Below are 24,182 nucleotides of genomic sequence, written 5' to 3'. Positions count from 1 at the left end.
AATTATTCGTATATCAATTCATCCTCGTTCACCGTCTCCGCATCCAGCACGATATAGTCGTATACATTCAAACCATATGCAGTATTGGACTGCACAACGGAATATTCGTCATTGCTGTATAAAATATTGACCTGTTTGAAATCCGCATATCCCTTATTGATGTTATATACCCCGATCAGGCTTCCTCTCTTGCTCACTGCATACTTCTCCGTGCCTTCAGGAATTACGAGATAATCTCCTATTCGAAGGGAGGAATCATCCACATAATATTCCTCGTCCTCTTCGTTATAAATTGTGGTCTCGACAAACTCTGTCGTAGCCGTTCCTTCCTCCGTGTAGGCTTCTCGCAGCACTCCATAGAAATTGCCGTTCCCCCCCTTTGTTACGAAACGCTTAGGTACGATGAAAAATTCCTTTTCCACTATGGCGGAATTAGGAATCTTCAATCCCGATTCATCCTCGAGGATGAGCTCAATATCTACAAAACGGTCCGTGCAGAACGTAATCATGGAATTGGTGAAGGTAAGCTTGACAAAAATATCGCCGTCTTCATTCGTATAGGAATCCGCCTTACCCCATGAGGTTTCCTGATTTTTCAAAAATCTTACCTTTACATATTCTGCTTCAAGAAGCTCCTCTTCTCTATCCTTATCGACCTGAATGACTAACGACCAGTTTTCGTTCATGGACAATTTATAAACAGGATCGCCCGCCGCTATAAGCTCATTGCCAATCAACTGATTTTTTTCATAGTTCTCCTGCGAATACAGTTCTTCGTTCATCTGCTCTAAGGTCAGCGCTTCATAGCCGTCCGTAGAATAGACAACAATACCTGAGGCAGGCGATATGCACTGTTTTACCAGACCATCCAGCCCTGAGCCCTGAATGGCATCTATGCTTTCCATAATATTATAATTGGACAGCTTCAGCACTGTCCCCTGCATGCTGTATTTGAAGTCATAAGCCCCCGAAAAGCGCTTCGGATCGAAGGTGCTTGAAAATCCCACAATTTCCGTCTTCAATTCGGACAGATCCGCCTTGGATAAAGAATTTTCTCCTGAAGAGTTGGTATTGATATAATCTGAGAGCTTGCCCGACTCATCCACGGCATAGACGAGGTCGCCTGCCGCCACTCTCGCCCCTTCTCTGGCAAAATAATTCACATACCCGGCATCATCGGCCATCACCACCATCTCGTCCCTGAGGGCCATCGCTCTATATATGTTATTGGTAGATAGAGCTCCTGCCTTTACCTCATAAGCAACGACATGCTTGGAAGTAAAATACATGAAAGTACAAATGATGATATAAATGAAAATAACGGCAAAAATTATCATCCCTATATTAAGATTGAGCGGCTTTCTATATTTTGTTACCTTATTGGAATTCTGATTGTTCAATCCAAAACCTCCCGGGCATTGCTTCGCAAAAGAAAGGCCCCGGCATGGTATCCGAGGCCAATTAAAATCAGTATAACGAATCCACAATACTTTCCTGATTTAAAACAACTATAATTAAAGAGCTACAATAACCTTTGATTTCATAACTTCCGGCAATTCATCTTCATCTAATGAAATACTTAAAACGAAATCTACGCCAAACGATTCTCCAATTTTTTCCAATTTTTCAATTGCGGGAAGGATGTCCTTGCCTTCCAGACACGCTATCTTCAGGAAGCTGTCGAAATACATCTGCTGTAAATCGTGATCCTGAGATATAATACCACAAATAAAACCAAGAAATTCATCGCTGTTAGCAATCATATAATCCATTACGTTGATTAAACGAATCTTGTTATTCAATTCATACATATGCTTTGTACTTTTGTCCAAATATGTAATATTTCCCGATGCTGTTTTCACCTCGGCATTTACCTTATCCAGTAAATGTTTTGTCTTGCCTTTTCCCTTATTGCCTACTATTAATTGAACCATTGGTGAACCCTCCTATAGTAAATTCGGCCTATAAAAACTTATTAATAGGCCTATTTATATTATAGTTTATATTATATTAAAAAACAACTGTTAATTCTTTATTTCGCTTAACAAATCAGTCATATCCTGATAGAGAATATCCTTATCATCCGCCCGCAAAATTACCGAAATATACGGCTTACCCGCAGAGTCTCTGGAGAGAATAATCAGGCAGTGTCCTGCCGCATTAGTGGTTCCGGTTTTTCCGCCGATAACCGTTATCGCATCGGGAGCGTTCTTCTCTCCCTGAAGGTAAAGATTTGTTGTATTTACAGAAATCTCTTTATCATTTCCGTTCTTGTCCTTATATACAGTCGTATAGGAAGGCATCGAAATGATTTCGTTAATCAGATCATATTCCAGGGCAGCATTAAAAATCAGGTACATATCATAAGCCGTCACGTAATGATTATCGGCAGTAAGCCCGTGAGGATTCACAAAATTGCTGTTCGTGGCTCCTATCTCCTTCGCTTCCTGATTCATCAGCTCGCTAAAACCCTCTATAGAACCGCCTACGCCCTCTGCAATCATTACCGCGGCATCGTTTGCGGAGTTGATGAGAAGCAGATGAAGTGCCTGCGTCAGCGTCATCTGATCTCCTTCCTTTATTCCCACGGTCTGGGCTCCCGACTCCGTAATCTTTACATTGGCGGAGGCGGTCAGAACCTCGTCAGGAGAACCGTATTTCAGCGCCACCAGCGCAGTCATGATTTTGGTCAGACTGGCAGGCGCCAACTTCTCATATACGTTTTTCGCTAAGATAGTCTCATTGGCAGACAAGGAAAAAAGCGCCGCGGAACTGACCCGGCTAAGATCCAAGTCATCTGCAACAACATCTCCGTCCACAACGCATAAATCCGCCGCAAAAGGTGCAGCAGTATCCACTGCTTCTTCCGAAACGGCAATACGGTAACTGCTTACCGGGTAGTCGGGTGAGTACGCCATCTCATAAGACGTGCTGCCGCAGCCGGTAAGAATGCTTCCTAATAAAACCGTACTTATACTCAAAGAAAAAAATCTGTTATTTATACATCTCACGCCACTCTAAATCTCCTCTATCCAGCGATTTTATCAGTAGTTCTGCCGAAGCCAGATTCGTCGCCAACGGAATGTTGTAAACGTCACATAAACGTACTACATTATTGACATCAGGCTCGTGGGGCTTGGGCGTCAGCGGATCACGGAGAAAAATAACGAGATCCATTTCATTGTGCTCGATTTGTGCGCCTATCTGTTGTTCACCCCCCAGATGACCTGCCAGATATTTATGCACGTTCAGATTCGTAACCTCTTCGATCAGCCTCCCCGTCGTTCCCGTCGCAAAAAGTTCGTTCTTGCTTAAAATCCCTTTATAAGCAATACAGAAATTTTGCATTAATTTCTTTTTTGCATCATGTGCAATCAGTGCAATGTTCATAGTTATACCCTCTCTTATGTTAATATTTATTTTTACATTGTAAACCAACGTTTAAAACGAACCCGATTCCTATATACAAACTGACTAAGGATGTCAGCCCGTAACTTACAAAAGGAAGCGTAACTCCCGTATTCGGAAGCAGTCCCGTCGTTACGCCTATATTCAGGAATCCTTGAAATCCAATCAGTCCCGCCATTCCAGCCGCTATAATGGCACCGGCAATATCTTTCGCTCTGCGGGCCACCAGAAAACATTCCAAGGTGATGAGAATAATCAGTACGATTACCGTACATGTGCCGATGAAGCCAAATTCCTCTCCGATTACGGCAAAGATAAAGTCTGTCTGGGGCTCCGAAATAAAATTACCGTTTTTAACGGAGCTGATTACGTTCGTATTATACCCTTTTCCCTGAAGCTGCCCGGAACCAATCGCCATAATCGAGTTCAACTGCTGATAAGCCTCTGTGGTAGAATATTCTTCCGGATGGAGCCATGCCAGAACGCGCGTCTGCTGATAGTCGTGTATCAACTCCTGATCCGGCTGAAGGATGATGCTCATTACTATGATAAAAGCAGGAATCGTAATCGCCATTATTCCGGCCACCAGTTTCCAGTGAACTCCGCCTACAAACATAATAACACAAAATACCGCCGCAAGCACTATCGTAGTCGATAAATTCGGCTGATCGTAGATCAAAAAAAGCGGGGGAAGTATGAGCATACAACATATTGCGATATTTTTGAAGGTATTCAATTTTTCCCTATGTCTCATTATAAACTGTGCGTAAAACAGAATCAACAAAATTTTAGCAGTTTCCGACGGTTGAAACTGAATTCCAAACAGCTCCACCCATCGCTGGGCACCGTTTACCAGTTCACCCATTACGGCCACCAGCACAAGAAGGACGATATTTACCAAATAACAGAGCCAGTACAGCTTAAGCAGCACAGAATAGTCAAAAAGAGAAATTACGACCATAAGAAACAAGCCGAGTATAAATCCGGCAATCTGTGTCTTCTGCATTGATTCTTTTGCGCTGCCCACTGCGAAAATACCGATAACAGTGAGGGAAATCACTAAGATAACAAGCTTAAAGTCATAGTCCCGTATTCTGTATTGTTTCAGCATCTCTTTTCCCTCCAAGCTAAGCCGCTTTTAATTTTCAGGCCGCTTTTTTATTTAGTTACTGTTCACTCCGTTCTCAGCAACGTATGATTTCTGCATTTAAATTCGCTCCGCGAAGCAGAAATCATCTCTTGAATCACGTTCTTACGCAGCTTAACAGCAAGTGTTAAGCTACTGTGTGAACAGTAACTTTATTTATTTACATCAATAATCGGAATGTTAGCATATAAAGACGGAGTCTTCATACGCCCTTTTGTTCCTGTTTTTGTGATTTGTATTTCCATACTTTTCGCATCGATTTTCATGTATTTTGAAATGACCTTTGCGATGTCGGTCTTTATCATGTCCATCATTTCCGGAGAGCAGTTTACCCGGTCGGATATCAATAATATTTTTAATCTATCCTTGGCTATTTCCCGGGAGCTCTTCCTCTTAAAAAAATTTCCGAATCCCATCAAAACTCCTCCTTAATTTTTGTGAAATATACCAGTTACCCTTGTCCAGAAAGAAATCGTCTTTTCAAAATCGATAAAAGGGATTTCTTTGCCGAGTACGCGTTCGCATATGTTCTGATACGCGCGCCCTGCCATAGTATCATTTCCTACAAGAGGTTCTCCTTGATTGGTGGCTATTACTACATTTTCATCGTCCGGTACTATGCCTATAAGAGGAATGGAAAGGATGTCCACCACGTCCGCCGCGCTCATCATATCCCCTCTCTTCACCATATCATACCGTATTCTGTTGATAATTAAGTCGATTTGTTTGAATTCGTTGGCCTCCAAAAGGCCGATAATTCTGTCGGCATCCCTAATAGCCGAGACCTCCGGCGTTGTCACCACAAGCGCCCTGTCCGCGCCGGCGATAGCATTCTGAAAACCCTGTTCGATTCCGGCCGGACAATCCAGAATAATGTAATCGAACTGCTCCTTCAGCTGATGGATCATTTTTACCATCTGCTGGGGTGTAACAGCAGACTTATCCTTCGTCTGAGCAGAGGGCATGAGATAAAGGCTTTGATGGCGCTTGTCCTTGATGAGTGCCTGCTTTGCCCTGCACTTTCCTTCGATAACATCAACCAGATTATATACAATCCGATTCTCCAGTCCCATGACAACATCCAGATTTCTGAGTCCGATATCTGTATCGATGAGGACCACTTTCTTTCCCATGGCTGCCAAGCCCGTTCCTACGTTTGCCGAGGTGGTGGTCTTTCCTACCCCGCCTTTTCCTGATGTGACGACAATTACTTCACTCATACCTATTCCTCCAAGATGAATAATTTCGTCCCCCAAGCCTGTCCGGACGGACAGTAAGCCTTACCTATAAATGTATTTTACTTATGAGTATTCTTTACTCAAGAGTGTTCTTTACCCATGAGTGTCCTTTACTCATGAGTATCCTTTACTCATTCATTATAGCGTAAGGTCGCTCAGTAATTCTTTGGTAATAGATTCCATCACGACTCTGTTGTTCTTCACGTAAGCGATTTTCGGCTGTATTTTCGATTTAATGGGCCATCTTATCTGTTTATCATTATTCTTATATTTGAAATCGCCGATTTTTAACTTCTCCGGCGACATTTCAAGCGCGACTACAAAATGTCCTTCATTTCCGCTTCCTCCTGCATAGGCCTTACCAAAAAGTCCTCCCAGGATAACGATGTCCTTCGTAGAAATGATAGCGCTGCCGGGATAAACATCCCCCAGCACGACGATGCTCGATTCCGTCTCCAATATCTGACCATTTTTCAAGGTGCCCCGGTAAAAATGACCGTCGTTTTCTTGATTGCTATTTCGATATTCTAATTGCTGCAAGGCTCTTAAATAATTTTGGTTGGTCTCCTCATCCTTTCCTACAAGGCAGACAATATGTAAATCCGAATTGGTAATTATAGTATCCAGGACATATCGTTCTTCCTCCTCCGATAAATGCCTTCCTTCCAATGAAACAGCCATTTTTGCATCTTTAAAAAAATGGTTTGACTCCTTGAACTTAAAGGCGATTTCATTCAAAAGCTCTTCAAAAGAAAGCATCGGATCCAGATAGACCGATATTCCGTTTTGAAAGCTCTTAATAATTACAGCATTTCTCATTTCAATCTCCATTCCGCTTTGGCGCCGTTTTCCCGGCGCCAAAACACATTCCTTTTTGATTAATCCGTATTGATGCTGCCGCCGGTAAGGGCCTCGGCAGTACCCGTTATGTCTTCTTCGTCCACCAGATCATAGTAATACTGGATGACATCTTTCGCTATCTGCGCCGCATAATCCGACGTATATCCGTTGGCCACTCTCGTCGCAATAGCGATTTCAGGATTCTCATAAGGAGCATAGCATACGAACAAAGCATGGTTAGGGCGGCTCTTGCTTTCCTGCGCGGTACCGGTCTTTCCGGCAACATTTACACCCAAGCCGCTGTAATAGCTCTTAGCCTCAACAACCGCGCGCATGCCGGAATGAATGCTGTCCCAGTAGGATGCATCCATATCGATGGTATTGCGCACCTCGGCAGAATAATCCTCCAAAGTATTTTTATTGTGATCCGTCAATTTATCCAATAATGTTAAATTATAACACGTTCCGCTGTTTGCGACTGTTGTAACGTATCGCGCAAGTCCGACAGTGGTATAGTTGTTCGTACCTTGTCCGATGGCGGAGCGAACCGCATCCTCATCGGATACCTGCGGCTGGGACTCCTCTATTTCTACCCCGGAGGTCTCTGTCAGACCGTATAGATCGGCATATTGTGTCAGCTTTTGGAGGCCTATGTCGGGAACGTATCTGTCTCCCAAGGTTCCCAGCCTATAGCCCACCTCATAGAAAAAGCTGTTACAAGAATTCCGAATGCCTCCCGAGACGGTCAAGGCTCCGTGGCTGCCTCTCGGCCATATCCAGCAATGAGGAGGAGGGTCGATTTTGTCGAAGGTGCCCGTACATACGATGGTGCTGGAGGTATTTATGACACCTTCCATAAGGCCGGCGGTGGCTGTCACCATTTTAAAAGTAGAACCGGGAGCCGTCTTTTGGTAGGTGGCATAATTGATCATCGGCGTGGATAAGTCGTTTAACAAAGACGAGAAATAGTCCGCGTCCACTCCGTTTGCCATTCGATTGTTATCGTATCCGGGATAGGAAACGAGGGCCAGCACCTCTCCGGTATTTACATCCGTCACCACTGACGACGCGCTGTGGGGATCGAGGGCTAATTGGGCCGGGGTAATATCCAGATTTCCTATGCGGTTTAACATGAAATCATAAGGTGAAAGATGGCCCGAATTAAACCGCTCCAGCTCCTCTTCCCCTACCTCTACCAGCTTCTGCTCCAGCAGAATGCTGCAAATCTGCCTTCCGGAAATATCGTTATTGCGTATCATATATTTATATATCTTTTTATTGAAACCCGAATTGTTATCGATATTTTTGAAAATATATTCTAAAAGCTGAGCATATATTTCATCAGAATTAGAATATTGACTACCCAAGTCAAGCTTTGTCACATCCACCCAGTTCTTGGAAATCACATAGTTGAGGTACTCGTTTAAGCTGATGACCTCATCCGTGACCCATGCTTTATACGTGGAATCCGATTTATCAATTTCGGACTCCATGATTACGGAATTGGAATTCAGCATTGAAGTGATAAAGCTTTCATAAACCTGATATTCCAAGGACAGATTTTCATACGGTGTCTTCGTCTCCGTAAGCTCCTGCCGCAACGTATTCATCACAACTTCCTTCTTAACGAGGAAGCTCTCATATACTGCCTTTTCATTTTCTCCTGCGCCCTTGCCTGAAAAGTTGTTCATATCGATGATATTATTGTTGAGTAAAGCAAAATATACGTCATCGATGGGTATGAGAATATCGCTGCTGGAGGAGTTTTCTCCCGGCTTATATTCCTTGATATTACGTATCTTCGTAAGAAGTATGCTGGCTAGCTTGGATTCCAGAATATCGTAAATCGTCTCCTGCAAATCCTTATCGATCGTAAGAAACAAATCGTTGCCTGCAATAGGTTCCAGACGATTGCTGGTCTCTATGACCTTTCCCATGTTATCCACCACTACGTCCTCAGAGCCCTTAGTCCCCTGAAGCTGTGCTTCCATGGAATATTCAATACCAGATTTTCCCACGGTATCGTTCAAATCATACTTGCTGTTCTGCTCCTGCAGAACATTAAGCTCCTCTTGCGACACTTTACCCGTGTAACCGATAATCTGGGAGAAGTAAACACTATCCACGTACTTTCTTACCGTATCCTCGGCCACGTCCACGCCATCCAGTTCGCCGGTGTTCTCCATGACCACAGCCACCGTCTCTTCACTTACATTATAGGCTACCGTAGTCGCGATGTATTTCTGAAAGCTGTTAGTGCTCAGCGCATAACGAATCGTCAGAAGCTTTAATATCTCTTCCTTCGTATATCCCATTCCGGGCACAAAGGACTTGCTGTCGTCAGGGTCCGCATACGTTCCGATTCCGAAGCGGTCGGTCTTGCACAGATCGTCTACTACCTCCGCCGCAGTCTTCGTCGCGTGCTTATACCCCTTTTCCATCATCTCATCGATAGTGGTATAGCCGTAAATATCTGCGAGAAAACGCATAAGCTGTCTGTCTTCTACCGTAAAAGCATAATTGCCGTCGTTGTCGAGAATAATGTTGAAATCGTTGACTACGCTGTCTCCGTTTTTCTCGATCATCTGAATCAGCCGATAAATTGTATCGTTTAAGTTAGCATTCTTTGTTTTTCCGGACTCATAGACATCTTCGATGGTCACATTGTAAGCCAGCTCATTATAGGCGAGATAATTTCCGTTTCTGTCATAGATATTCCCCCGCGTACTGGCAAGGGTTCTGGTCTTTGTTGTCTTAAGCCTGAAATCGTTCAGATAGTTTTCGCCCTTTACGATTTGAAGATCGAAGACACGGTATATCATCAATGCACCCAGCGCGATGAATAAGGAAGAAAGTATGAGTAAACGTATATTTACAGCATTCAGTAAGTTTTCTTTTAGATGTTGAAAGCGGCTAAACAAATTTCTTCGCACCTCTTTTCTCACTGGTTTCCAATTTGCGGTTTATCCAAAGTATTACAGGATATAGGACAATCGTAATAACAATCGTATAAACGATTTCAGGGAGTATTATATGCCTGAAATAATAACCGATATTGAACCTTGCTCGCATTAAAAACAGCAGGGTGTAACAAATCAGACCGTAAAATAAGTCGCTTCCGATAATGAGCGCAATCGGAAGCTTTATATCCTCCGGGTAAAAAATACGGTTGAATTTCCCGTTAGTATATCCAATATACATATAGAGCAGGGCGTAGAAGCCGATTACTTCCCCGAAGAACACATCGATGAAAAGCCCGCTGAAAAATCCGATGAAAAGCCCGCTGCGCTCCCCTCTCATAAAGCCGAAGGATGCGGTAAGCACGATCAAAAGATTGGGCACGATTCCGCCGAAAGCCAGAGACGGGAATACCGTACATTGCAGCAAAAAACAGACGAAAATCAATAACGCCATCACTATCGTTCTTTTCATGTGCTCATCTCCTTTCTTCGTCTTTAAAAGTGCACGCTAATCTACTGTCTGCTTCTGTTCCAATATGACAAGGACTTCCTCCAAATGCTCGAAGTCCACAGCTGGAGTGAGAAGGCCTGATTTCGTAATATTATTAGAATCAACATTCAGCGTGCTGATATAACCGATTAAAATGTTAGGCAGATATTTATCGCTTATGTTGGAGGTAACGATCTTATCACCTTCTACCACCTTGTCTGCACTGTCCACAAGCTGCTCGAAGCGAATTACACCATCCGCATACAGCTCCAAATCTCCGGATACGATCAGGTTGTCCGCTGTGGCGAGCACCTGCCCGCTTACATTGGAATTGTCCGCGATAATCGAGGACACCTTAGCCCAATTAGGTCCTACATCCACGATACGCCCTACCAGTCCGCCCGCCGCCATCACGTTCATGTCCACCGCAATGCCGTCCTGCTCTCCCTTGTCGATGACGAAGGAATGGAACCAGTTACCCGCATCTCTCGCAATGATTCTGGCTCCGATTTTCTCATAACCTTCATATTGGGAGCCCAGCTTGTACAGCTCCCTTAAATTGGTCAGCTCGTACCTATCCTGCTGAAGTTCCGTATTGTCGATGGTAAGCTGATCGATTTGGGATCTTAGTTCTGCGTTCTCGCTAAGCAGTTCCCTGATCTGCTGAAGCTCCTCGGAGCGGTTGGACAGCCATTTGCCCACAGAGCTGATTCCCTGCTCGAAAGGCACAATGACATAGCCCACTGCTGTATTAAAGGGGCCGCTGAAAATATTCGTATTGAATGTGAGGATAATAGTTCCCGCACAGAGAATTGTTAAAATAAAAAGGAGATATTTACTTGGTAACGTAAACTTCTCTCCTCTTTTTTTTATGATTGGACTCATTTGCTCATTCCTTCAATCGCATATGCTACCGATTTATAATTATCTTCTTTAATGATTTTTGCAAGTCCCATCGCTACACTCGTCATAGGATTTTCGGAGACCTGAACCTTAAGTCCTGTGCCGTTGCTCATAAGCTCGGCCAAATGGCTTACCTGCGAAGCACCTCCGGTCAGATAGATCCCGTGTTTATAAATATCCGCTGCGAGTTCGGGGGGGGTTCTTTCCAAAATAACTTTTACATTATCGATAATCGTATTAAAGTTTTCCTTCAAGGATTCGTCCACAAGGGCGGTAGGGATCTCACGCTCCACCGGAAGTCCGGTAACGATGTCTCTGCCGTATACTACTGCGTCCCTCTGCGCCTTTTCCAAATCCCTTAAGGCAATCTTTACATTTTCTGCTGTCTTTCCGCCGATAATCAGGCTGAATTCGCGGCGTATCGCCGCGCGGATAGCATCGTCAAATTTCTGTCCGCCTACCTTAATCAGTCGGCTGAGAACGATTCCTCCCAAAGAAAGTATGGAGATTTCCGTCGTATCATATCCTACATTCACCACGAGGACACCCTGTGAATTCTTTACGTCAATATCCATGCCCAATCCGTCGGCTACCGCTTTCTCCACTACCATAATCTTTCGTGATTTCACGTTAGCATCCTTAATCAAATCGTAAAAAGCTCTCTTTTCCACTTCCGTAACGTCGGTGGGCACCGCGATGTAATAATCCGCGGGCTTTACATTTCCTTTTACCAAATCTCCAATAAAGTACTTTATCAAAGTCTGCATATTTTTAATGTCGGCAATCACGCCGTTGCTAAGCGGATAGGAAATATGGATATTGGCAGGCGCCTTCTCATACATTTCAAAAGCAGAATTTCCGTAAGCAAAAAGTGTGTTCTTATTCTCGATGGCAATCATATTTTTTTCTGTTATGACATTGTCATCGCCCTTGTTGTAAATTTTGATATTGCTCGTTCCCAAGTCAATACCGAATGCGTTGTTTCCCAAAGCGACAAACCCCTTTCTATAGTAAACCGGCTTCTTTGAAGCTCATATATTTGTTATCTCCGATGATGATGTGGTCCAGCAAAGCGATATCGATCATGCTGCCAATCTTCTTCACTTTATCCGTAATGAGAACATCCTGCCTGCTAGGGGCGGGATCTCCGCTGGGATGATTGTGCAGAAGCATGATATGGACGGCCTCTGCCTTCAGTGCTGCTAAAAATACCTCTCTTGGAGAAAGCAGGGAAGTATTCACCGTACCAATGGATAAAAGGCATTCCTCCAAAAGGCAGGACCGGTTATCCAAAAGGAGTAAAACTACCTTTTCCTTCTTCTCGTGTCTTAGCTTCTCCATGTAATATTCGGCAACGGAGGATGGATCTAAAAATTGCAGCTTACCTCCGGCTCTGGACATGGCCATGCGCATGGAAAGCTCTGCAAGGCATTTTATCTTTACCGCTTTCACTTCGCCGATTCCTTTAATACTCATAAGCTCCTTCACCGTTACGTGATGAAGCCCGCACAGCCCATTTTCCTTGACAGAAGGAAGGGCCAACACTTGTTTCCCAAGTTCCACCGGGGAGTTGTCCGCAGTGCCTGTTCGAATAATTATGGCGAGAAGCTCTGCTTCCGTCAGGGCACAAGCGCCCAAGCGCATAAACTTTTCATAGGGCAATTCCGCGTTTGTACCTGTTATCTGCAACAGACGATTACCGTTCATAAAACACTTCTTTCCCAAGCGCTCTCCGGGCAAAAGGAAAAGATAAGAATGAGTAAGATACACTCGTAAGCCTATATAAAGCGGTAAATAACGATGGCGGCAAAAATACCGATGATACTTCCTATCGTTATCCTTATCGTGAGGCCAAAGGTGACGCTCAGTATTCCCAAATCTAAGATAAAAGGACTGGTAAGGCCAAAGGTCTGTCCGAAATTAACCCATGAATCAGGGAAAAGGCTTCCGATGAACCCGCCGAGGACAATACCTGCGAGGATTAGCAGAAAGCACGTCCAGTTATTTTTCTTTCGCATATAATGCCTCCATATTTAATAGCATAACTAATATTCATAATATCACACATCGCTTTTCATGTACATAAAATTCCAATATTTTTTTCTTAACTTTTCTTTAAATAAATTTATTTATTTACGAAATACGACAAAATTCCAAATGAAATATCAAATTGTTTCCTGAATTATTTTTTCTACTGAAATTACCCCGTCATCCACGAGCTGCTGTATAGTTTTCAGTATACCGAATTTCGCATGGGGCCATGTAAGCCCTCCCTGAAAGTATACCGCATAGGGATGCTTGATCGGTCCGTCCGCGGACAACTCGATGGAGGAGCCGGATACGAAGGCTCCCGCCGCCATAATCACCTGGCTGTCATAGCCCGGCATATCCCATGGCTCGGGCGTTACGAAGCTGTCCACCGGAGCGGCGCTCTGGATACCCTTGCAAAAGGAAATCACACCCTCCGGTGAACCGAAGGTAACCGCCTGAATGATATCGTGACGGCTCTCGGAACCATCCGGCACAACACAAAAGCCTATGCGCTCGTAAAGATTCGCTGAAAAAACGGCTCCCTTCAAAGCGCTTGCCGTAACCGTAGGCGCGAGAAAAAGTCCCTGGTAAAAGGAAGGAAGAATACCGAGGGAGGCTCCCACCTCCTTGGAAAGTCCCGGAGAGGTAAGACGGCATGCCGCATTTTCCACGCACTCCCTTTTTCCTGCAATATAACCTCCTGTAGGTGCTAAGCCGCCTCCCGGGTTCTTAATAAGGGAACCGATCACCATATCTGCTCCGACGTCGGAGGGTTCTATAGTCTCCACGAATTCTCCGTAGCAATTATCTACCATGCAGATGACATCCGACCTGATATTCTTGATAAAAGAAATCAGCTCCCCGATCCGTTCTACCGAAAGGGTTGGCCTCGTCTGATATCCCTTGGAGCGCTGTATTGTAACAAGTTTCGTCCTATCATTTATTGCCTTTTTAATGTTTTCATAGTCGAAGGTCCCGTCAGGAAGCAAATCCACCTGTTTATAGGAAACTCCATATTCTGCCAGAGATCCCCTGGAAGGACGGATACCGATGACCTCTTCCAAGGTATCATAAGGCTTTCCCACCGGGGAAAGAAGCTCCTCTCCCGGGCGCAGATTGCTCATGAGCGCTAACGCCAGCGCGTGAGTCCCGCAGGTAATCTGAGGGCGCACCAATGCATCCTGTGCATGGAACAGCTTGGCATACACCGTCTCCAGCGTATCTCTTCCCAAATCATTATATCCGTATCCCGTCGTTCCAAGCAGGCAAGCCTCACTTACCTTCGCCTCCTGCATGGCACTTAGTACCTTTAGCTGATTGTATTCCGCAATACGGTCAATTTCTGCAAAACGCCCGGACAGCTCTTCCCATACTTTTTCCCCGAAAGAATATACTTCCTCAGATATGCCGAGGGTCCTATAAATTTCTTTATTGCCGGATAGTTCTTTGCGGTTAAGGATATCGCTGCTTTTAAAAGTATCATTACTTTTAAGAGTATCATTACTTTCAAGAACATCATTGCTTTGAAGTACATTATTCTTAGGTAGTTCTATATTTTCAGACATTTTTTATATCTCCTTGCATTTCATCAGCATATAATCCAGAATCGCTTTGTCGTTATAGGCAAATTCGTCTTTATTTACCCAGATAACGTCTTTTTCCCGTCGGAACCAGGTGAGTTGTCTCTTGGCAAAATGCCTCGTATCCCTCTTAATCAGGTAAACTGCTCTTTCCAAATCGATTTCTCCCGACAGATAACTCAATATTTCCTTGTACCCGAGGCCTTGCATGGATACCATATCCTTGGTGCAGCCTTCTTTTTTCAGGCGGTCCACTTCTTCCACCAGACCTTCTTGAAGCATCTTATCAACACGTTCATCTATTTTCTCATAGAGAATGTGTCTTAAGTCATTCAAGACAAAATAACGGGAAGAATAAGCAGACTCCTTCTCTCTTTGCTCCTCATTATGCTCCGATATTTTCTCTCCGGTAAGCATATGAAATTCCAAAGCACGGATAACACGCTTTACATTATTTTCATGAATGGCATCAGCCGCCCCTTTATCCACTTTCTCAAGCATCTCATGAAGAAAAATACTTCCTTTTTCCTCTGCAAGTGCTTCCAATTCCCTTCGATATGCAGCATTTTCCTCATTGTCCGTAAATTCGATATCATAAAGAATCGACTGGATATAAAATCCGGTCCCGCCTACCAAAAGAGGAACTCTTCCTCGTTCATAAATATCCTTCATGCACTCCTTCACGTGTTTTTGGAATAGCACTACATTAAACTCTTCCTCCGGATCTAAAATGTCCACCATATGATGGGGAATTCCCCGCATTTCCTCCGTGCGTATTTTTGCAGAGCCCACGTCCATACGTCTATATACCTGCATGGAATCGGCGGAGATAATCTCTCCGCCCACTTTTTTCGCCAACTCGATGGATAGCGCTGTTTTTCCCACAGCGGTGGGACCTGTCAAAATAATGAGAGGTTTTTTTGCATCTGCCATAAGCGATTTCCCCATAAATGTATTTTACTCATTTTAAGTATCAGACAATTCTTTTAAATTTTTTCTCTAACTCATATTTGCTCATAGATATGATGGTAGGTCTTCCATGAGGACAGTGATAAGGATCCTCCAAGACCAGCAGTTCATCGATCAGAGCCTCCATTTCCATCATGCTAAAGGACATATTTCCCTTTACAGCCGCCTTACATGCCATGGTTGCGATTCTCCTATTCACAACGGCGGGGGTCCCCTTCGGCACTCCCTCTGCCAGCTCATCCAGCATTTCAGTGAAAAACTTACTTTCACTGCAGCCGTACAACTCTGCAGGGACGCTCCTGATGGCATACTCATTGCCGCCGAAAAGCTCTATTTCAAACCCCATATCCGTAAAAGACTCCTCATATTCTTTCAGAATACTTTCCTCCCTGCCCGATAAGGTTACGATAACGGGAGGCTCCAAAAGCTGAGATTGCACCTGACGTTCCTCCAGCTCCTTTATGAACTTCTCATATTTCACCTTTTCATGAGCAGCATGCTGGTCAATGATAAACAGCTTATCAGAAAAAGATACAAGCCAGTAGGTATCGAATATCTGCCCCATGATACGGTACTGAGCCCTGGCTTCTTCAGTCAGCATTTTTTCTTCGAATAAATTAAGCTGTGTCGGTTTTTCGACAAATATATGCTCGCCAGCTTTTATAATATTTGCATGAGTCTTTGCATTGTCTTGAATATCCGAACGGTTTTCCGTTCCTATTATACGACCGACAAGGGGGTTTTGCAGGACATCCTTCATTTTATCCACCATCTGCTGGGTTTCTTCTTTTTTCGGCAAAATTCGGTTTTCGACAAAAAAATCGCTTTCTGTGGCTGTGTTTTTTTCACTCGTCTCTCCGTAAGTGTTCTCTTCTCTCACAAAGTTTTCTTTCTCCATAAAAGCTTTTTCTCTTACAGACGCTTCCTTATTCGCGGAGCTTCCTACGCTCATAGGGTTTCCAACGCTTACACGGCTTTCCGCATTACTATAGTTTTCCGCATTCATATGCCTTCCTGCATTGACAGAGCCCTCTCCCCTATCGCTATGCAAGCGCCTCGATTCAAAAGGCTCAGGAATCATACCCGAAGGGATTATTTCCGGCGCTTCCTTTTTTCGTTCTTCCAATATGACGGCCGGAATCAGCTCCGTTTCATGTAGACTCCTTATAATATGCTCGGAAATGAAATCATAGAGCTTCATCTGATTCGTGAATCTGACCTCCATTTTGGTAGGATGTACGTTCACATCCATTTCCTGAGAATCGATTTGAAGGTGAAGGACTACGAAAGGAAACTTATGCTGCATTACATATTTTTTATAGCCCTCTTCGATCGCTTTGCCGATTATTCCGCTCTTTATAAAGCGGCCGTTCACAAAGTATATTTCAAAGCTGCGGTTCGCTCTGTTGATTTCCGGTTTTCCTATAAATCCTGACATATGAATGCCGTTTTCTGAAATATCCACGGGAATGAGCGATGAAGAAATATCCTTGCCGTAAATGCGATAGATAATTTCCTGCAAATTGCCATTTCCCGAGGTGTAAAAACGCGTTTGCCCGTTATTGATGTATTTGAAGGAAACTCCGGGATTGGACAGCGCCATATGCTCCATCAAATCGGAAACATAACTGCCTTCCGTCTGTGGCTGCTTTAAGAACTTTTTCCGCACGGGAGTATTGAAGAAAAGATTTCTCACGAGAATCGTCGTACCGTTCGGAGCGCCTATCTCTTCGGACTCTTTTTCCCAACCGCCCTCTATCGCATAGCGTATCCCGGTAAGCTCATCCTTTGTCTTCGTAATCAATTCCAGTTTTGATACGGCAGCGATACTGGACAGCGCTTCCCCGCGAAAGCCGAGGCTTGCGATGTGCATTAAATCTTCCACCGAATTAATTTTGCTGGTAGCATGTCTTAGAAAGGCTTTTGAAACCTCGCTCTTATCGATGCCGCAGCCGTTATCCGTCACACGGATCAATGAGATGCCGCCCTCCTTGATTTCTACCGTGACTACTGAAGCTCCTGCATCTATGGCATTTTCCAGAAGCTCCTTCACCACACTGGCCGGTCGTTCCACTACCTCGCCGGCAGCTATTTTATCAATCGTGTCCTTGCTTAGTACGTTTATCTGTGCCATGATTTCTCCCCTTTCCGTGCCTTCCTGCCTTTACCAGCGGTTCTTTAGCTTGTTCTGCAAACGGTACAAAGTATTCAGCGCATCTAAAGGTGTCAGATTGGTCACATCTACCTCTTTCAATTCCTTAAGCACATCGTCATCGCTTACCGTATCGAACAGGGAAATTTGTTCCAAGTCTACCTCGTCATATTTCTTCGCCGTCTTTTTATCCGTTTTATTATCGATTGCAATACTCTGCACCTTTTCCATAATGTCGTTGTCGCTGAGCTGCTCCACAATTTCTTTTGCTCTGTCGATTACCATGTCGGGAACGCCTGCCAGCTTCGCGACCTGAATGCCGTAGCTCTTATCCGCCCCACCCTTTATAATTTTACGGAGAAAGACGATATCATCTCCTTTTTCCTTCACGGCAATGCAGTAATTGTTCACGTTGCTCATTTTTCCCTCTAATTCGGTCAGCTCATGGTAATGAGTGGCAAAAAGAGTCTTCGCTCCAAGATACTTCCGATTGCTGATATGCTCAATTACCGCCCATGCGATGCTGAGTCCATCGAAGGTGGATGTTCCTCTGCCGATTTCATCCAGCACCAATAGACTGTTAGGCGTAGCGTTTCGCAAAATATTAGCCACCTCGTTCATCTCCACCATGAAGGTGCTTTGCCCGCTGGCCAAATCGTCGGAGGCACCTACTCTAGTGAAAATCCGGTCCACAATTCCGATGTTCGCCGCGGATGCAGGTACAAAGCTTCCGATTTGCGCCATCAGCACAATAAGAGCCGCCTGCCTCATATAGGTGGATTTTCCCGCCATATTCGGCCCTGTAATAACAGAAATGCAGTTCTTATTGTTATCCAGATAGGTATCGTTGGAGATGAACATGTCATTGACTATCATCTTCTCCACTACCGGATGTCTGCCATCCTTAATGTCTATAATGCCCTTTTCGTTTATTTTCGGTCGTATATACTGATTTCGTTCCGCAGTCAGCGAAAGGGATGCGAATACGTCCAGCGCAGCCACCGCCTTTGCTGTTTTCTGGATTCTCTCGATTTCTTCTGCAATGGAATCTCTCACCTTGCAGAATATATCATATTCCAAAGCGAATAATTTATCCTCGGCATTTAAAATCGTATCCTCCAGCTCCTTCAGCCTGGGCGTAGTGTACCTCTCGGCATTGGAAAGCGTCTGCTTTCTTATGTAATCGTCGGGCACCATCCCTGCGTAAGAATTGGTCACCTCGAAATAATAGCCGAATACCTTGTTGTATTTGATGCGCAGATTTTTGATTCCTGTTCGCTCTTTATCTTCGTTTTCCAGCTTTGCAAGCCAGTTTTTGCCTTCTGTCTTAGCGTTTCGCAAGCTGTCTATCGTCTCGTCGAAGCCCTCCTTTATAATACCGCCTTCCTTTATGGCGATGGGAGGTTCGTCCACGATTGCATTTTCTATGAGACCGCAAATATCTTCCAAACCGTCGATATCCTTGTCGATACTGTGCAAAAGGCGGCTGTCCATATCCCGCAGAACGGTCTTTATATGAGGCAGCATTTCGAGGGAGTTACGAAAAGCGATCAAATCTCTGGGGTTGGCCGTTTTATAGCTGACCTTGCCAAGAAGTCTCTCCAAATCATAAATGGGATTTAAATATTCTCTGATTTCATCTCTGGATACTGCGTTCTCGCATAGTACCCCTATAGCATCCTGGCGCGCGGCAATGCTTTCAGCATCAATCAAAGGCTGTTCGATATAGCTTCTAAGCGTTCTCGCTCCCATGGCTGTCTTCGTCTTATCCAGCACCCACAAAAGGGAACCTCTCTTCTGCTTTTCCCTCAGAGTCTCGGTCAGCTCCAGATTTCGTCTGGTGGAGCTGTCCAAAAGCATATATTTGCTCGTAAGGTAGGGATACAAATGAGTAAAATGAGCCAGGGAGGTTCTCTGTGTCTCATAAAGATACTGCAAAAGCGCTCCCGCCGCTATCATTCCCACTGGAAAGTCTTCGATGCCCAGTCCCGTCAGGACCTGAACACGGAAATGCCGCATCAGGCATTTCTTACATCCCTCGTCGTCAAAGTAATGGGATTCCAGCGGATATACGGTAATGCCCAGCCTGTTCTTCAAATCCTCCACATCGGCGCCGCTTACTAAAAAAGCATCATTGCAAATAATTTCGGAAGGCATATATTTATTGATCTCATCGGAAAGCCTGCGCAAGTCCTCCACCTCAGTCAGGTAATAGTCACCGGTAGTCACATCGGCGATGGAAATTCCTATCTTTCCCGGAAAATACGAAATGCACATCAAATAATTATTCTGCGTCTCTTCTAACGCCTGCATATTCAAATTCGTACCCGGCGTAACGATGCGGACTACCTCGCGTTTCACAAGTCCCTTTGCGAACTTCGGGTCCTCCATCTGCTCACAGATAGCCACCTTATATCCCTTGGAAACCAGCTTATTCAAATATCCGTCCACCGCATGATAAGGAATGCCGCACATCGGCGCGCGTTCCTCTTGCCCGCAGTTCTTTCCGGTCAATGTGATTTCCAGCTCTTTCGATGCAGTCAGCGCGTCCTCGAAAAACATCTCATAAAAATCACCGAGTCGGTAAAAAAGAATACAGTCTTTGTATTCTTTCTTCGTTTCCATATATTGCTGCATCATAGGAGTTAATTCTGCCACTGTTCCTCTCCTCTGTTCTTCTATCATTGAATAAACGGGTATACTCCATATGTACACCCGTTTATAATATACCACAAAATGTAGGGGTTGTAAATCGACCGCTATTGATAGTATCTATCATTTTTAAATACGGATTGCATTCAGCCGCAAATACACTTTATGCTTCCTGCAGCATCTCTCCGGCATAATAAAAGCCATGGCATTCCTTCAGCTCTACCTTCACTATCTTGCCGATAAGGGAAGCATCTCCTGGAAAGTGGACGATGGTGTTGTTGGAAAGCCTTCCGGTAACGAAAGCATCATTCTGCTCGTTCACCTCTTCCACGAGAGCAGTCTGGATCTGTCCCTCCAAAAGCCTGGTACGCTCTTTCGCCGTATCCTGAACCACCTTCAGAAGCTTGTCAAAGCCTTCCTTCACCACTTCCTGTGATACCTGATTATCCATGGACGCAGCCGGGGTTCCGGTCCGCTTGGAATAGATAAAGGTAAATGCGTTGTCGTATTGCACCCTCTTTACAACGTCAATAGTTTCCTCTACATCCTCGAGGGTCTCGCCGGGAAAACCTACGATGATATCCGTAGTAATAGACATATCAGGAATTTCCTTCCGGATTCTCTCTGCAATGGCAAGGTACTGCTCCTTGGTGTAGTGACGGTTCATAGCATCCAGGATACGGGTAGAGCCGGATTGCAGCGGCAGATGAAGGTGACGGCATATCTTCTTCGATTCCTTCATGACCTGAATCAGATCCTCCGACAGATCCTTCGGATGAGAGGTCATAAAACGGATTCTCTCGATCCCTTCTATCTTTTCCACCTCACGCAAAAGGTCTGCAAAGCTCATGGGCTCCTCTAACGTCTTGCCGTAAGAGTTTACATTCTGTCCCAACAGCATGATTTCAACCACACCGTCCGCCGCAAGGCTTTCTATTTCCTTTATGATGTCCCTGGGACTGCGGCTGCGTTCACGCCCTCTCACATACGGTACGATGCAGTAGCTGCAAAAATTGTTGCAGCCAAACATAATGTTGATCCCCGATTTGAATGAGTATTTACGCTCTACCGGCAAATCTTCAACAATCTGATCGGTATCCTTCCATATATCGATTACCATATCCTCAGATTCGAACATGGTACATAAAAGCTCGGCAAATTTAAAGATATTGTGGGTGCCGAAAATCAAATCCACGAACCGGTAGCTCTTTTTAATCTTTTCAATGACTGTGTCCTCCTGCATCATGCAGCCGCAGAGGGCGATTTTCATATGGGGCTTTTTCTGCTTCATGCTGTTTAGGAAGCCCAGTCTGCCATATACTCTTTGGTTGGCATTATCTCTGACTGTACATGTATTGTAGATTACGAGGTCCGCATCCTCAGACTCTATCAGCTCGTAGCCTACTTGCTCCAATATACCTGCCAGCTTTTCCGAATCTCTGGCATTCATCTGACAGCCGAAGGTCGTTACATTACAGACAGGTCTGCGGCCCAGCTTCTTCGCCAGTTCATCTACATGCTCCTTTGCTTTTTCGATAAAGAAAAACTGACGGGCAGTTTCTGTTTGTGTTGTCATAAAAAATCCTTACTCCTCTTCTTCTTCCTTCTGACGGATTATCATGGATGCCGGAAGGTATTCCATGAGCTGGCGATACAACTCATCAATGTTGATGGGCTTGGATAAATAATCCGTAAAGCCCGCCGCCAGATATTGGTCCTTAGAGCCTGCCACGGCATTAGCCGTCAGCGCTATGCAGGGAACATTTTCACATTTGCCGTTCTTCATCTGCCTGATTTTTTTAAAGGTCTCGATTCCGTCCATTCCCGGCATCATATGGTCCATCAGTATTATATCATAATGACTTTTACTCACTTTGTCCAGACATTCCGGTCCGCTGAGCGCATCCTCCGTCTGAATTTTGCATTTTTTCAAAAGCCCTCGCACTACGGCAATATTAACGGCGTTGTCGTCTACAACAAGAGCCCTCGCTTCGGGTGCCGTAAATATATAAGAAGACTTGTGGGGAGATGTATTGTTTACATTTTGCAGTTTAAGCTTCCCGATAGGCGCAGAAGCTTGAAGCTTATTCGGTATTCCCTGTGGAATCTCAAAGTGAAAAGTACTGCCCTCGCCATAAACGCTTTCTACGTCCAGGCATCCTCCCATAAGACTCACCAGTTCCTTCGTAATGTTAAGCCCCAGGCCGGAGCCCTCGATTCCCTTATTCTTGGGATAATCCACACGTTCAAATGATTCGAATATCCTGCCCAAATCACTTTGCTTAATACCGATACCGGTATCCGATACCGCGATTTGAAGCGTAAGCTCCTCTTCACTTATAGGCTTCCATGAAACCTTAAAGATGACTTTACCTTTTTTTGTATACTTGACTGAATTGGTCAGCAAATTTACCAAACATTGCTTTAACCTCATTTCGTCTCCGAAAAGGCAGTTGGGAAGTGTCTCGTCGATTTCCATGCGAAAGACCAGCCCCTTTTCCTCCGCCTTCATGGAAATCATGGTGAAGACATTATAAAGCAGGGAACTCATTTCGTACTGGTCCGCCTTTACATCCAATTTGCCCGATTCTATCTTGGAAATATCCAGTACATCGTTGATGAGTGCTAGAAGAACCCTCCCCGCTTCCCTTATATTTCCGGCGTATTCGTTTATACTCTCCGAAGCGTTCTCCCGTAAAATAAGCTCGTCCATGCCCACGATGGCATTGAGCGGCGTACGTATTTCGTGGCTCATATTCGTTAAAAACATACTCTTCGCTCTGTTCGCTTTTTCCGCATCATTTTTCAGCTCCAGAAGCTTGTTGGTATGCTCGTAAGTTTCAGTATAATCAACGATGCGGATAATTTCGCCCAAAAGCCGTTTCTTGCCGTCGAACATAGCCTTTCTCTTCCACTGATAGTAACGGCCGTCACGCAAGAACCCATCCTCGTTTTTTAAAAGGAACGCTTCTAACTGTTCCTTGGCGTCTTCTTTCGGCCAACTTTTTTCAAGCTCAGGGAATACCAGCAGCGCCCCGATGTTATAGTAGGCCAGCCGCTCATCACCGTCATAGACGATGATGCCGTCTTCCAGTTCATCTATGAGCTGGTTCTTGGCAGTAGCCACAGTGTCGAACATGCGGTACTTAGAGGTAATGATGGTAAGGCAGGCCGTGGTAAGAAGAAGCGTCATCGGTCCGATGTCATAATCTCCGAACACATGAAATATGTTCAAAGGCCAAGACAGCGTGGAGATAGAGGAAGCCGCAATGATCCATGCATATTCCGGATGATTCTTACTCTTATAGCCCATATAGGCACAGCTCGCTATGTAGACTACCAGCAGCCCTAATACGCTGGATGAAATAACCCACCAGTAATAAAAAATGCCGTATTCCATATCCACATAAGTAATGCCTCCTCCGATGCGCATACTTAAGCCCTTATAATATAACGTATGATTGGGATAGGTCAGAACAAGAAATAAGATGAACAAATTGTTGATCAGATAAAAAATTTTCCAAAAACGGTAACTCTTCTGCGGGCTGTAAATGCACACAAAGAAAATGAACAGCAAAGAACCGAGAGTGTTCCCGATATACTCCATCTTAATACCGAGAATCGCGGTCTCAACCGTCTTTGAAGTCAATTCGAAATAATACCCGAGCATATTGATATATACAAAAATCGTTCCTGCTAAAAGCACCTTCTGCGGCTCGGAGGACTTTGCTCTATAAACAAGTATGATTAGCGCAAACGCTACGAATGAACCTAATAGCTGAAATGTAACCAATATATTCCCCATGCTTTTT

20 protein-coding genes are annotated in these 24,182 nt (G+C 44.5%); all 20 read right to left on the bottom strand.

Annotation, left to right across the window (positions count from 1 at the left end; translation table 11 throughout):
- Nucleotides 1-2: 2 nt before the first annotated feature.
- Nucleotides 3-1,400: an HlyD family efflux transporter periplasmic adaptor subunit gene (locus tag CC90_RS0106550; RefSeq protein WP_031389995.1), complete on the bottom strand. Its 1,398-nt coding sequence runs from the start codon at nt 1,398-1,400 to the stop codon at nt 3-5.
- A 114-nt stretch (nt 1,401-1,514) separates the two neighbouring features.
- A complete protein-coding gene (locus CC90_RS0106545) occupies nt 1,515-1,934 on the bottom strand; it encodes a hypothetical protein (protein ID WP_031389994.1) in 420 nt (139 codons plus the stop codon).
- Nucleotides 1,935-2,024: 90 nt separating this feature from the next.
- Nucleotides 2,025-3,011 (bottom strand): D-alanyl-D-alanine carboxypeptidase family protein, encoded by a 987-nt coding sequence (locus CC90_RS0106540; RefSeq protein ID WP_051869314.1) that lies wholly within the window; start codon nt 3,009-3,011, stop codon nt 2,025-2,027.
- Nucleotides 2,995-3,390 (bottom strand): methylglyoxal synthase, encoded by a 396-nt coding sequence (mgsA, locus tag CC90_RS0106535; protein ID WP_031389992.1) that lies wholly within the window; start codon nt 3,388-3,390, stop codon nt 2,995-2,997. Before mgsA ends, CC90_RS0106540 begins: the two co-directional genes overlap by 17 nt.
- A gap of 19 nt (nt 3,391-3,409) precedes the next feature.
- The gene (locus CC90_RS0106530) at nt 3,410-4,519 is read right to left on the bottom strand and encodes an FtsW/RodA/SpoVE family cell cycle protein (protein ID WP_031389991.1); all 1,110 of its coding nucleotides are present in this window, start codon (nt 4,517-4,519) and stop codon (nt 3,410-3,412) included.
- A 188-nt stretch (nt 4,520-4,707) separates the two neighbouring features.
- A complete protein-coding gene (gene minE / locus CC90_RS0106525; protein WP_031389990.1) occupies nt 4,708-4,971 on the bottom strand; it encodes a cell division topological specificity factor MinE in 264 nt (87 codons plus the stop codon).
- A gap of 12 nt (nt 4,972-4,983) precedes the next feature.
- Nucleotides 4,984-5,775 (bottom strand): septum site-determining protein MinD, encoded by a 792-nt coding sequence (gene minD, locus CC90_RS0106520; RefSeq protein ID WP_031389989.1) that lies wholly within the window; start codon nt 5,773-5,775, stop codon nt 4,984-4,986.
- Between the two features lie 156 nt (nt 5,776-5,931).
- A complete protein-coding gene (locus CC90_RS0106515) occupies nt 5,932-6,612 on the bottom strand; it encodes a septum site-determining protein MinC (protein ID WP_031389988.1) in 681 nt (226 codons plus the stop codon).
- Between the two features lie 59 nt (nt 6,613-6,671).
- Nucleotides 6,672-9,566, bottom strand: coding sequence for a penicillin-binding transpeptidase domain-containing protein (locus tag CC90_RS0106510; RefSeq protein ID WP_031389987.1), 2,895 nt, complete (start codon nt 9,564-9,566; stop codon nt 6,672-6,674).
- Nucleotides 9,547-10,065 (bottom strand): rod shape-determining protein MreD, encoded by a 519-nt coding sequence (mreD, locus tag CC90_RS0106505; RefSeq protein ID WP_031389986.1) that lies wholly within the window; start codon nt 10,063-10,065, stop codon nt 9,547-9,549. Before mreD ends, CC90_RS0106510 begins: the two co-directional genes overlap by 20 nt.
- 36 nt (nt 10,066-10,101) lie before the next feature.
- A complete protein-coding gene (gene mreC / locus CC90_RS0106500) occupies nt 10,102-10,968 on the bottom strand; it encodes a rod shape-determining protein MreC (RefSeq protein ID WP_031389985.1) in 867 nt (288 codons plus the stop codon).
- Nucleotides 10,965-11,975 (bottom strand): rod shape-determining protein, encoded by a 1,011-nt coding sequence (mreB, locus tag CC90_RS0106495; protein ID WP_031389984.1) that lies wholly within the window; start codon nt 11,973-11,975, stop codon nt 10,965-10,967. Before mreB ends, mreC begins: the two co-directional genes overlap by 4 nt.
- Nucleotides 11,976-11,991: 16 nt before the next feature.
- Nucleotides 11,992-12,693, bottom strand: a complete 702-nt coding sequence (gene radC / locus CC90_RS0106490; RefSeq protein WP_031389983.1) for a RadC family protein — start codon at nt 12,691-12,693, stop codon at nt 11,992-11,994.
- A gap of 71 nt (nt 12,694-12,764) precedes the next feature.
- On the bottom strand, nt 12,765-13,004 hold the full coding sequence (locus CC90_RS0106485; RefSeq protein ID WP_031389982.1) for a DUF4321 domain-containing protein: 240 nt from the start codon (nt 13,002-13,004) through the stop codon (nt 12,765-12,767).
- A 147-nt stretch (nt 13,005-13,151) separates the two neighbouring features.
- A complete protein-coding gene (locus CC90_RS0106480) occupies nt 13,152-14,582 on the bottom strand; it encodes a methionine gamma-lyase family protein (protein WP_081905894.1) in 1,431 nt (476 codons plus the stop codon).
- A gap of 3 nt (nt 14,583-14,585) precedes the next feature.
- Complete coding sequence (gene miaA, locus CC90_RS0106475) at nt 14,586-15,530, bottom strand: tRNA (adenosine(37)-N6)-dimethylallyltransferase MiaA (RefSeq protein ID WP_031389980.1); 945 nt, start codon at nt 15,528-15,530, stop codon at nt 14,586-14,588.
- Between the two features lie 40 nt (nt 15,531-15,570).
- Nucleotides 15,571-17,700, bottom strand: a complete 2,130-nt coding sequence (gene mutL, locus CC90_RS0106470; RefSeq protein WP_031389979.1) for a DNA mismatch repair endonuclease MutL — start codon at nt 17,698-17,700, stop codon at nt 15,571-15,573.
- Nucleotides 17,701-17,730: 30 nt separating this feature from the next.
- The gene (gene mutS, locus CC90_RS0106465; protein WP_031389978.1) at nt 17,731-20,376 is read right to left on the bottom strand and encodes a DNA mismatch repair protein MutS; all 2,646 of its coding nucleotides are present in this window, start codon (nt 20,374-20,376) and stop codon (nt 17,731-17,733) included.
- Nucleotides 20,377-20,533: 157 nt separating this feature from the next.
- Nucleotides 20,534-21,946, bottom strand: a complete 1,413-nt coding sequence (gene miaB, locus CC90_RS0106460; RefSeq protein WP_051869312.1) for a tRNA (N6-isopentenyl adenosine(37)-C2)-methylthiotransferase MiaB — start codon at nt 21,944-21,946, stop codon at nt 20,534-20,536.
- A 9-nt stretch (nt 21,947-21,955) separates the two neighbouring features.
- Nucleotides 21,956-24,175, bottom strand: a complete 2,220-nt coding sequence (locus tag CC90_RS22975) for an ATP-binding protein (RefSeq protein ID WP_051869311.1) — start codon at nt 24,173-24,175, stop codon at nt 21,956-21,958.
- Between the last annotated feature and the right edge of the window lie 7 nt (nt 24,176-24,182).

Source organism: Kineothrix alysoides, from assembly GCF_000732725.1.
In the GTDB taxonomy this organism is placed as follows: domain Bacteria; phylum Bacillota; class Clostridia; order Lachnospirales; family Lachnospiraceae; genus Kineothrix; species Kineothrix alysoides.
This window is presented reverse-complemented; position numbering and strand designations above follow the sequence as displayed.